The organism is Lysinibacillus sp. LK3 (assembly GCF_001043675.1).
In the GTDB taxonomy this organism is placed as follows: domain Bacteria; phylum Bacillota; class Bacilli; order Bacillales_A; family Planococcaceae; genus Lysinibacillus; species Lysinibacillus capsici.
Genome location: NZ_LDUJ01000022.1, coordinates 1 through 11,774 on the forward strand (window position 1 = coordinate 1; position 11,774 = coordinate 11,774).

At 36.1% G+C, this 11,774-nt stretch carries 11 protein-coding genes and 1 pseudogene; 10 read left to right on the top strand and 2 right to left on the bottom strand.

Features of this window, described 5'->3' with window-relative positions; all coding sequences use genetic code 11:
• Both VK91_RS22950 and VK91_RS22955 read left to right on the top strand, forming a co-directional pair.
• A partial coding sequence (locus tag VK91_RS22950; RefSeq protein WP_048394307.1) for a hypothetical protein occupies positions 1 to 596 on the top strand: 596 nt, incomplete at its 5' end.
• A 475-nt stretch (positions 597 to 1,071) separates the two neighbouring features.
• Positions 1,072 to 1,221: a hypothetical protein gene (locus VK91_RS22955; protein WP_004228154.1), complete on the top strand. Its 150-nt coding sequence runs from the start codon at positions 1,072 to 1,074 to the stop codon at positions 1,219 to 1,221.
• 626 nt (positions 1,222 to 1,847) lie between these two features.
• Here the strand turns inward: VK91_RS22955 and VK91_RS22555 are convergent.
• Positions 1,848 to 2,140 (bottom strand): annotated as a pseudogene (locus VK91_RS22555) (IS3 family transposase); the annotation flags it as partial.
• 385 nt (positions 2,141 to 2,525) lie between these two features.
• On the opposite strand from VK91_RS22555, the gene VK91_RS16395 reads away from it, so the two are divergent.
• The 6 genes from VK91_RS16395 (at position 2,526) to VK91_RS16420 (ending at position 7,895) form a co-directional block, all read left to right on the top strand.
• Positions 2,526 to 2,903, top strand: a complete 378-nt coding sequence (locus tag VK91_RS16395) for a DUF3221 domain-containing protein (protein WP_048394308.1) — start codon at positions 2,526 to 2,528, stop codon at positions 2,901 to 2,903.
• A 336-nt stretch (positions 2,904 to 3,239) separates the two neighbouring features.
• Positions 3,240 to 3,788: a helix-turn-helix domain-containing protein gene (locus tag VK91_RS16400; RefSeq protein WP_048394311.1), complete on the top strand. Its 549-nt coding sequence runs from the start codon at positions 3,240 to 3,242 to the stop codon at positions 3,786 to 3,788.
• Between the two features lie 138 nt (positions 3,789 to 3,926).
• Positions 3,927 to 5,183, top strand: coding sequence for a hydroxymethylglutaryl-CoA reductase, degradative (locus VK91_RS16405; protein WP_048394314.1), 1,257 nt, complete (start codon positions 3,927 to 3,929; stop codon positions 5,181 to 5,183).
• 3 nt (positions 5,184 to 5,186) lie between these two features.
• Entirely contained in the window at positions 5,187 to 5,627 is a 441-nt protein-coding gene (locus VK91_RS16410; RefSeq protein ID WP_048394316.1) for a hypothetical protein, read from the top strand.
• Positions 5,624 to 6,979, top strand: coding sequence for a tripartite tricarboxylate transporter permease (locus tag VK91_RS16415; protein WP_048394318.1), 1,356 nt, complete (start codon positions 5,624 to 5,626; stop codon positions 6,977 to 6,979). The genes VK91_RS16410 and VK91_RS16415 overlap by 4 nt, the downstream gene beginning before the upstream one ends.
• Positions 6,980 to 6,998: 19 nt before the next feature.
• Positions 6,999 to 7,895: a hydroxymethylglutaryl-CoA lyase gene (locus tag VK91_RS16420; protein WP_048394320.1), complete on the top strand. Its 897-nt coding sequence runs from the start codon at positions 6,999 to 7,001 to the stop codon at positions 7,893 to 7,895.
• 131 nt (positions 7,896 to 8,026) lie between these two features.
• Here VK91_RS16420 and VK91_RS16425 read toward each other — a convergent pair whose 3' ends face one another.
• Positions 8,027 to 8,758 (bottom strand): response regulator transcription factor, encoded by a 732-nt coding sequence (locus tag VK91_RS16425; protein WP_048394322.1) that lies wholly within the window; start codon positions 8,756 to 8,758, stop codon positions 8,027 to 8,029.
• Between the two features lie 130 nt (positions 8,759 to 8,888).
• Between VK91_RS16425 and VK91_RS16430 the strand changes: the two genes are divergently transcribed.
• Together VK91_RS16430 and VK91_RS16435 are read left to right on the top strand one after the other, a co-directional pair.
• On the top strand, positions 8,889 to 10,349 hold the full coding sequence (locus tag VK91_RS16430) for an amidase (RefSeq protein WP_048394323.1): 1,461 nt from the start codon (positions 8,889 to 8,891) through the stop codon (positions 10,347 to 10,349).
• Between the two features lie 134 nt (positions 10,350 to 10,483).
• Entirely contained in the window at positions 10,484 to 11,770 is a 1,287-nt protein-coding gene (locus VK91_RS16435) for a nitrate/nitrite transporter (RefSeq protein WP_048394325.1), read from the top strand.
• The last annotated feature ends 4 nt before the right edge of the window (positions 11,771 to 11,774 follow it).

The window sequence follows — 11,774 nt, forward strand, 5'->3', positions numbered from 1 at the left end:
TAACTATTATGAGTGATATTAAACTTGAACAGTTTAATAAAAAAAATATTTGGGGAGCATTGACTGCATATAATTGGTTGGTAAATGAATTTTTACCTCAAGTGAGTAAGTTTTATAATATTAAAGATATACATAATTTTATTGAAGATTACTCTATTAAGGAAAAATTGAATAAATCCAAAAGGTCTATAATAAGTGAACTACAAATGTTTTATATGAGTAATAATATAGTTATTTCTAAGCAAGAGATTGAAAGTTTGAAAGAGGCGTTAACTTATTGTTTAACCAAAAAAGAATTGAGTATAAATGAATATGAATATATATTAAAAAAATTAGGTGTAAGGCATTTTTTACAACATGATATTTCTCAAATAACAACTCAAACTATAGCGTATTTAAAAGAAAATCCTTTTAAAATATCAAGTTCAATAGTAGATGATTTACTAAGATGCATGTTACCATTTGTTGACAATGATAAGAGTAGTATATTGAAAGATGAACTGGAAATTTTAATTACTAAATTAAATCCTTTAATAGAAAAAATGCAACAGATAGAGTTTTTGAGGAAAAATAGAATTTTGAAAAATATTAATTAAAAATAGAATTTGGAGAAAAATTTGTTTAAGATTTTCCCTGTGTAGATGGTGAGTACTTATGTAGTATTAAAAAACATACTACAGTTGTTCTAAAGAAAAAGTATATATTTATAGTAGTCTCCGTAAGCATTTTTGGCAAACCTTATTAATTCCTTTGTAAGAGTTATTTTTAGTGGTCAAAAAAGCCCTTTAAACGTTGATATAATAAGGTTTGTTGTTTTTATATACTGAACACCCGCCGTCTCCATACATAAAGGTGAGCAAGATTGTCGCGGTAAATAATGATAAAGGTATAATAATATAAAAATGGATGGATACAGATAATACATTTGGCTATGAATTATTTACTAAGCTTTTACCGAAATTAAGGTTAAGCAATACACCAATATAGGAAAAAGGTTTACATCAACAAAATAAGGTATACTATATTTGTTGAATAGATATCTTTAAAGGCAGGAAAAGTAGGTGAACCAAAGTGGGGAAATATCAATTGGATACTAAAGGTAAGGTGGCTGTGGCAAAGTATCATGAAAAAAACAAGCCGGCCAAATTTGATAAAAAGCAGCAACTTGAGAAAATACGTGCAGAGTATTTGAAAAAGAAGCAAGAACAAACAGATCAATAATTTGAATGAAAACATAGGAAGACTAAAATTTTCCTATGTTTTCTTTTCAAATTGATGATAAAGACATTGAAACGACATAGACATATAAATGGGAGTCACCATCTACAATTGAGGACAAAAAATTACATGATTTGAATGCATTTTTCTGTTTTGATAATAATCTTAAATCCTACCGTATGATATTACATCTTAGCCCCAACGACGATTGAGTGGGAGTAGTCATAAAGCGAGATAACCATCCGTTTATCTCTTTAAACTGATATCCAACGTTTTTGGTTAAATGTGAAAGAATTCATGTGAATATATGCATATCAAATTCTTCAAAGGCTCTATTTTGGGTATTAATTTATAAAATTGTTTTTACATCTGAATGTCTCAGTCTCTTAGTATTTTTTTATTTGCATCTGCTTTCAATAATAGAGACTAATGTCTTTAGAGGTAACTAAGGTTTTTCTAATAAAAAATTATCTTTATTTGTAGCATTCCAAAAATCAGAGCGCAATTAAGTAGGTTACACATAAATGAATTAAATAGTTAATTCGAAGTATGTAAGCTTCGTTATTTCATTTGGCTACTTTGGATAAATGAGTTCGGTATTGCACCGGACTCGTTTTTAATTTTGCCTAGTAGTTTATATATTTTTCTAATTCTATTTTTAATGCTCTATACTTTCTAATTCCCTCATGTAAAGGAAATCGGATTTCATAATGTCAAAGAAATTCACCATGACAGAGTTGTTGTAACTATTTCCTTTACGAGACATACTTTGAACAACCCCTCTTGATTCTAAGGCGCGACAGTATTTATTCATTTGATAATGCCAGTCCTGATCGGTATGCATAAGTAACTGGTGGTGCTCAGGTAAACGTTCGAGTGCTTTGTTCAACATGTCTGAAACAAGTGAATAGGTTGGTTTAGAGTAAACTCTAGTGTTTAATTTGTAGACGGCTGAATAATAGCTTCAACTACATTGTATTTCATATTGTTTAATCCATTTAAGGGTTGCTTTATTATTAGTCCCCATAGATTTAGCTATAGCATAGGAGATTTCTGTTCCATTCCTCTTAAGTAGCGCTCAACAGCTTGTAATTTATCTTCGGCAGTTCAATATAAGTTTTTTTTATTTTCCTAATTCTATCCGATTGCATTGAAAACTTCAAAATATTTTCTGTATTCCTTCTTTGGGAAGTATTACAAGTAAAGTACTGTTTTGTATTGTAGAATAGAGGTGAGCGCAATATTTGGTATATTATGTATATTTAAAATGATATGAAAATTATTAAATGTATAAGGTGGTGGTTTGAATGAAGAACAGAATCCCCAAACCTATTATCAATACAGTCTTATTGTTACTTTTTCTTGTTGCTTTATGGTTCTTAGGTAATGTTAGCCAACTATTTGCTAGTAAAGAAAATACCGAAAGTGAAATTGGTTATATAGTAATGCATGAAGGAATAGTCTATTTTATTCAAGGAAAGGACGTTCAACAATCTGATATAGAGAGTTTCTCTAGCGAAAATCTCATGTACTTAAATAAATTTGAAACAGTTTCAATTTTAATTAATGAATCGAAACTTTCTATGAAAGGAATTAAAAGTGGAGATGAAGTGAGGATTTGGTATTCTGAAATTTTGGAGTCAAATCCAGCAAAAATCAAAGTTATTCGTATAGAAAAACTGTGACTAACATTTCGTTTTTACTAAATATAATTTAATACCATTTATAAATAAAAATTCCGTTTATTTCCTTTATTTAAGCTGATTATTGCTTCTCAAAATTAATTTTTATGGAGCATAATGCAACAATCTCGCTCAGGATTCAGCCTAAGAAGATGTGAATGTCATCACTATAATGGTATAAGGGTGTGCTAAAAGTCGAGAAACTTTCAGCACACCCTGTTGTATTTAATTGAACAGACGACAATGAAGGAGTAATATACTCCCGTATTTTTCGATCCATCATTTAAAAATATAGTATAGTTATTGTAAAAACCGAAATGATCGAGGGGACTGGAATAGATGAACTTACTAGAAGTTGGAGTAAAAATAAAGCAGATGCGGAAGAAAAATAAAATGTCTCAGGATGATTTAGCTTCGCAGATTAATTTAACGAAAAGCCATATTTCAAAAATAGAAAATGGCAAAGCGACACCGAGTCTGGTGACCTTGTCCAAGATTGCGGAAATATTTGATGTGCCAATGGCTTGGTTTGTTATTCAGGATCAATTTGATGGCATTTCGATTGTATCGAAAAAAGAACGCAATGAGACTGTTGAGACGAATGAACTTGGCTATCAATATGAGCTGTTAGCGAATAAGAGCTATATGAGCAATATCAATCCTTCTATTGTTACTGTACATAATGGGGCGGAAAATTTAGCTCCTTATACACACGATAATGATGAATTTATTTATGTCATTTCGGGTAGTATCGTCTTGAAATACGATCATAAATTTTACCATTTAGATGAGGGGGACTCTGCGTATTTTTCTGGGAAAAAGGAGCATATCTTTATTAACAATTCTATAGAGAATTCAAAGGTATTAACGATTTATGTTGAGGATTAAATCTTTCCTTTAAACGTAAATATTATCGAAAATACAAATTTCTTGTTTACAATACTATTCAGACAATTTACAATTGGTGTAATGTTATTCAACTAAGTTGAATTATATTACACTTTTTTTAATTTTGGGGGTATGGGGATGACTTCACGTATTAAGGGATTTTATTTACTTTCAGTAGAAGAGCGAATTAAGTTAATCGCTGAAAAATCAAATTTAACCAACGAGGAAGTTGAAGCTTTAAAAAGTGGAATTTCATTAGAGCTTGCTGATGCAATGGTTGAAAATGTTATTGGACATATTTCAGTGCCTCTAGGGGTAGCGGCCAACTTTAAGGTGAATGGCAAAGAGGTATTTATTCCGATGGCTACTGAAGAGCCGTCAGTAATTGCTGCGGCTAGTAATGCTGCCCGTGCAGCATATGAGTTAGGGGGTATTTTTACTTCCAGCTCGGGAACAGTTATGCGCGGACAGATTCAGGTATTAAATATTGAGGACCCTCATGCAGCGAGGGCGAAAATTTTTGAACATAAAAATGAGATCATCGAGCATTGTAATGAAAAGGATCCAACGTTAGTCAAGTTAGGCGGTGGAGTGAAGGATATAGAAGTGCACTTAATCGACACAGCAAAAGAAACAATGGTTGTCGTTCATTTAATCGTAGATACGAAGGATGCAATGGGGGCAAACGCAGTCAATACGATGGCGGAATCTGTGTCACCATTAATCGAACGTATTACAAATGGACGAGTTGTGCTACGGATTATTTCAAATTTAGCAGATAAGCGTATTGTTCGTGCGCGTGGAGAATTCTCGACAGAAATGCTCGGGGGGATAGAGATTGCGAAAAATATTGTAAGTGCTTACGAATTTGCAGATGCTGATCCGTATCGGGCTGCCACACATAATAAAGGGGTTATGAATGGTATTACTGCTGCAGTATTAGCATCGGGTAATGATACACGTGCTGTTGAGGCTGGTGCTCATGCCTATGCTGCTCGTTCTGGTAGATATCGTTCTTTAACAACGTGGGAGCTGAATAAAGCAGGCAATCTTGTTGGGACGTTGGAATTGCCATTAGCTGTTGGTATTGTGGGAGGGGCTACGAAGACTCATCCTGTTGCAAAAGCAGCGCTAAAAATTATGGATGTGCAATCTGCAGAGGAGCTAGCTAGCTACATTGCAGCAGTAGGATTAGTAGAAAATCTAGCAAGCTTACGCGCACTTTCAGCAGAGGGTATTCAATCTGGTCATATGCGTCTGCATGCGAAAAACTTGGCTGTAATGGCTGGGGCAACAGGCGATATTATTGATCGTGTTGTGCAGCAGGCGGTAGAAGAGAAGGATTTCCGTTATGATCGTGTTTTAGAGATTACAAACTCTCTGCGAGGTGAATAATACATGGCGAATACTCCATACAATGAGCAAAAAAATGTAGAGGAAAAGAAGTTTATTGAAATTTTAGGAGACACGGTTTCTGGCAATCAGTTAATTATTTCAATTATTTTAAGCGTTGCCGCAAGCTTTTTAGGCTATCAGTTTGGTCAGTGGGTTTTTCCGAAGTTTGCAGACCCTCAGATGATTAACTCTTATTCACTGTTAACAGGAATCACGGGTATTCTGATTGTTGTTGCTATTAATACGATTCTTTTTAAACCAAAGCGTATTTTAGTAGAGGATGAAGCATCTAGTCATTCTTTAAAGGAAGCATTTGAGGATTTACAAATTGATATAGACGAGGAAATACGCTTAATCGAGGAAGATCCGGTGACAAAAAAGGAGCTTGAGGATTTTGGTATTCTTTCTAGCTTACAAGGCTTGAAGGGAGCGGATAAAAAATGAGTATTTATGTAATAGCTCTTTTATTTGCATTTCTTGGTGCAGCAATCTTTACTATAATTGGACTTATTTCAGGTACAGATGAAACAGCAATTATGGTACCAATTACATTGCTAGTTATTTTGCTGGGAGCGCCTCCTGAAGGGGTATTCGCCTTTTTCATGGCGGGCGTGTTAGCTAAGCATTTAACACATGCTGTCCCAACTGCGTTATTAGGAATTCCAGGGGATACAACGGCTGTACCGTTAATCGATCATGCCAATACATTACGCCGTTTAGGCATGCCGCACGTTGCACTACGTAAAATGATTTCTGGCGGTGTTATCGGTGCATTTATCGCCCTACCAACCGCTGTATTGTTAGGTCAGTTTTTAGGTCAATTTGCCGACTTTTTTAAATCTTCATCAGGCATCATTTTTACACTTGCCGCAATTTTAATCGCATTCTTTTCAAAGGGAAAATGGGCAAGTATTTTAATCATTGTTCCATTTGCATTTTTCATTAAAGCTTTAGATAGCGTTAGCTTTGCGATGCTGGATAAACATTTAAGTATTACATTCTTTTTAGGAATTGCGATTGGACCGATGTTTTGTAATATTTTAATGGCGGCTTCTTCTGTTGCTAAAAATGATCTAGCACGCAGTAAGCCAAATCAATATAATCTTGCTCCCGAAACGAAATCATGGAAAGGCTATTTCCCGAATCCATTTAAAATTTTATCGAAAAGGCAGACCATTTTTACGAGTATTACAACGTTTCTTTCCTCCCTTACATTTGTCTTCAGTCCTGTTGGGATGACGTCATTGATGGGAGAAATTGTAGGCTCTCGTACAAAAGGTGCCTATAAAAAATCAACAACGAGTCTTACTGTTATGAATGGTGTAACGGAATCGACATATATTGCTGAAGCGATTATTCCATTAATTGCATTCGGTATTCCGTTAAGTCCAGTAGCACTTGGACCAGCATCACCTTTATTTAATGCACCACCGATTTTTACAGTAGATCCAGTTAACAACCTACACACGCTAATGTCTTCATGGGACTTTTTCATTTTTGGGTTAATCGGTATTAGTGTAGCCGCTTTAATTGCTTATCCATTTGCGATGAATTATGCACGTAAAGCATCTGTATTAGTATTGAAATATATTAGCCAGGAAGCAATCGTAGCGATGTTTATCGGATTAGCATTTTTGCTTGCCTATAACGAGGCACAATTGCTAGGAGTAGTGTTAACATTTACAGTCGCAACTGTGGGTGGTTTATTAAATCGTATTTTAGGTGTAGGGGCCGGTGTGCAATTCATGGTATTCTACGCATCAAGCTGGATTATGCTACAGCTGTTCGGCATTTAATTAAAGGAAGTGTATCTTGATGACTTTACCAAAACAAGTGGAAATAAGAGAAGTAGGTCCTCGTGACGGCTTACAAAATGAGAAAATTTTTATTCCAACTGATTTGAAAGTGCAATGGATTAACTTAATCAGTGAAACAGGTGTCCGCCATATCGAAGTATCCTCTTTTGTTAGTCCCAAATGGATACCAGCTTTAGCCGATCATCATGAAGTGTTTGAGCAAATCGCACGTGATGAAAAAATAACGTATGCAGCGCTTGTGCCTAATTTGAAAGGGGTAGAAGGAGCCATTCAACAAAAGGTTGATGAAATTGCGTTATTTATCTCCGCCTCTGAGGAGCATAATCAAAGTAATGTAAACGCTTCAATCAACCAATCTTTGCAGAACTTAAAAGCTGTAGCTGAAGTAGCAAATCGTGAAGGTATATCGTTAAGAGGCTATATTTCAACTGTATTTGGCAGTCCGTTTGGTGATGAAGTAAAGCTTCAAACAGTGAAGGATATCATTGATGCCTATCTAGCAATGGGCGTTTCTGAAATTTCACTCGGCGATACAATTGGGGTAGCGGATCCTGTACAAGTAAAGGCTATTTTATCAGAGCTGCTCACTCAATACGATCGTGATTTGTTTGCCCTTCATTTTCATGATACGTATGGCCGTGCTTTAGCCAATATATTTGCAGCACTTGAGCTGGGGATTACAAAATACGACAGTGCTATTGGAGGTTTAGGGGGATGCCCCTATGCCCCTGGTGCAAGCGGCAATGTATCGACAAATGATTTAGTAAATTTTCTGCATCGTTTAGGTGTGCAAACGAATATTGATGAAGAAAAATTGTTTACCGCTACGCGATTTTTACAGCAGGCAATAGATAGACAGCTTGATAGTAAAGTATATAAAGTGCAAAGTAATTAAGTAAAAGAGCGCCTCTATAGTTAGAATTAAAATTAGAAATGTCCCACCCAATTGGTGGGACATTTTTTACTGAGGGAAAATAGTTTTATGCCAATTAATCATACTACCTTTGAATTCAATAGATGACCCTCCTAAATATGATCAATATACTTTAAACACTTTGCTAGTAGCTGGGTACGATTGGTTACTTGAAATTTTCTATATAGATTTTGAAGATGTTTTTTAATTGTATTTTCACTGACGAATAATTGCTGGGCGATTTCTATGTTTTTTAAGCCTTTGAATACAAACTTTAAAACTTCTCGTTCTCGATCTGTCATTTCCAACACGATGGAGGGCTGTGAAAAGTGATGTAAGGAATACATATTTTCGATATTTCTTTTCAAATATACTAACTTTAAAATATCTTTTTCATTAAATAGCTTCTCTCCTGTTTTCCTTAAAAAGCCAATAACGGCTACGAGCCTATTGTCTATCCTCAAATACATGGCCATTTCATCTTCATAGCGATTTTCCTTCAAAAATACTTCTTTATAGTGGGTTTGTTTTTGCAGGCACATCACTTCATTCCTACTCATTAGCTGAATGGAAGGCTGTGTATTTATATTTTGGGGGTGCAATGGATCAAAGTTTTTATATCTTTGTAAATAGTCATTAATCGTATGACGCTCTATATTAAAAAGCACAGGGGCGGTTAGCTCATTATTTGCTATTTCCCAAAATAACATATGGTGATAGCCGAGATGCTGACTAATTGTTTGCAATAGTTCATGTTTAAAACATTCATTGCTTTGTTTCACATTCATATTTGAAATATGATAGCTTGCTTTAAGAATGTTTTCTAAATCATTTTCTAAAAACATGAAAACACCTCATTTCTCTATTATGCGTATATATTCTACTTAAAACAGAATTATCCTTTCGGGTAATATCTTAAATTTAGAATATTCAGTACATTATAGTTGAAAGATTACTACTATACGAGGTGATGATATGAATTTACAAGAGTATGCATCCTATGACGGTATTGGGTTAGCAGAGCTAGTAAAATCAAAGGAGGTAACACCACAGGAGTTAAAGGAGCTAGCGTTAGAAGGAATAAAAAAAGTCAATCCATCCATTAATGCAGTTGTTAGTGTGTTAGAAGAGCAGGCTGATAAGGCCATTGAGAAGGTTGATGAAAATGCGCCGTTTGCAGGTGTTCCGTTTTTAATTAAGGAGCTTGTGCTACATGCAGAGGGTGTTCCGCATAGTATGGGGAGTCGTATTGGAGAAAATACGGTTATACCCGTCGATAGTGAATTAATGGCGCGTTTTAGAAAGGCTGGCTTGATTTTAGCAGGTACTACGACAACACCTGAGTTTGGCTATAATGCAGCGACTGAAGCAGTTATTTATGGTGCAACGCGCAATCCGTGGAATTTAAATCATAGTCCAGGCGGTTCGAGTGGAGGGTCAGCAGCCGCTGTGGCAAGTGGTATAGTGCCAATCGCTCATGCTAATGATGGCGGAGGTTCTATTCGTATTCCCGCTTCCTGTAGTGGGTTAGTGGGATTAAAGCCAACACGGGGAAGAGTTCCAGCTGGTCCATTCAATAGCGAGCCTTTAAATGGTATTGCCATTGAGTTCGCTGTGACTCGTACAATTCGCGATACAGCTGTTTTATTGGATCAAGTAGCAGGTCCTGACTTAGGAAGCTATTCCAAATTAGAAGTAACACATGCACCGTATGGACAACTTATCCAGGAAACAGTGCGCCCGCTAAAAATTGCTTGGACAACTGAAACAAATTCTGGGGCATTTGTCGATCCGGAATGTATAGAAGCGGTTCATAAAACAGTTCAAGTATTAAAAGAACTAGGACACGAGGTAGTAGAGGCGCGTCCGAAATATGAACAAGCATCATTCACAAAGGCTACGGTCGCTATTTGGACAGCGAATATTTATCAAATGATTAAGGGGGCTGCAGCGGGAACTGGTAAAGCAGTTTCTCCAGACTATATTGAAGCCGCCATTTGGAAATGCTATGAATATGGTGGTCAATTAAAGGCGGCTGATTTATTGGAAGCTATTCATACAAATGCAGTCGTTTCACGTCAAGTTGCAGGCTTCTTTGAAGACTATGATATTTTATTGAGTCCAACTATTGGCACACTTCCTGCTAAAATTGGTGAATTAAATGCCAACAATCCTAACATTTCAGCTGTTGAATGGACAGAGCAAATTTTCACGTATGCACCGTTTACAAATTTATTCAATGCTACAGGTCAGCCCTCTATATCATTGCCTTTAGCCGAAAGTAAATCAGGCCTACCAATTGGTCTACAAATGACAGGTAAATTTGCAGATGAATTGACGTTATTACAGCTAGGTAGACAGCTAGAGGAAGCAATGCCTTGGAAAGACCGTCAACCAGCAGTACATGTCAGTGAACAGCCTCAGCCAGCGGTATAATATAGCATGAACGCACTTAGTGTAGACTGGGTGCGTTTTCTTTCTGTCGTAATTTTAAAGCTTCCTCAAAAGCAGGTTTTATCCTGGCCTCGAACTCATATACATAACTTAAAAGCTAATAGGAGTAGTGATTATTGGACAAACAACAACATAAGTACAGATGGATTGTGTTTGTTGCTGTATTGTTTACCTATTTGTTAATGGCAAGTCAGCGAACTGCTCCAGGGTTAATTACAGATCAATTGATGGAGGATTTTGGGGTAACGGCATCGACAATTGGGTTATTGACGAGTATTCAATTTTTTGTGTACACGAGTTTGCAAATTCCAATGGGGATTTTAGCTGACCGATTTGGGCCAAACGTTTTTCTCATCATTGGTGCCACACTTACAGGTATAGGAACCATTCTTTACAGTCTAGGTACACATGAATTCATTCTATTCTTTTCTAGAATACTTACTGGTGTAGGAGATGCGACCATATGGGTGAATATGGTGCTTATTTTGGCACAATGGTTTCATAAAAAGGAGTTTGTCCGATTAATTGGCTTTGCAGGTATGACAGGGAGCTTAGGCTTCTTATTGGCAACAGTGCCTTTTGTTACATTGATTTTTTTATTAGGTTGGCGAATCACCTTTTTCTCTACAGGACTTTTACTATGCTTATGTGGTGTACTTCTTTATTTTGTGCTCGTACAAAACACAAAACGCATTTTTTCAAAGGAATCTGTAAGCATAACTAAAGAAATAAAACGTGAAAATAGCTCCATATTATTACGAAGAATATTTTCAAGCAGGCAAGCATGGGCTTTATTTTTTTGTCATTTTGGCGTTGTGGGCGGGTATGTTGGCTTTATTAGCTCGTGGGCAGTACCATATGGGATCAATATGTATGAGATGTCACGGTCAGAGGCTAGTCAGCTAATTATGATTGGTTTAGTCGGAGCGCTTATCGGAGCACCTTTAATGAGCTGGATTGCTGGCTGTTTAGGTACAATTAAGAGACCCTATATTGTTGTGCATATTGCGGTTTTAGCGAGTTGGTTTGCCTTTCTTTTATTGAAAGGGCATCCGTCCATTTTCATGCTCATTGTCCTGTTCTTTATCATCGGCTTTGGCTATGGTGCAAGTGCCTTAACCTTTGCGGCAGTTCGTCAAACTTTTCCTTTTGCTGAATCAGGCATTGTTTCTGGATTTGCCAATACAGGGGGCTTTCTAAGTGCCGCATTGCTACCCATTATTTTTGGGTTTATTTTAGATTACTTTCAAGCTGCCACAGGCAATGTAAATGATGGGTACTACTATGGCTTCATTTCGCCTGTTATATTCTCCTTCATTGGTTTGATGGGAGTCCTGTTATTAAAGGAAAAACGTGTGAGAGTGGCTCTAGCATATCCAAATGAATCAAATAAATCCTATTAAAATA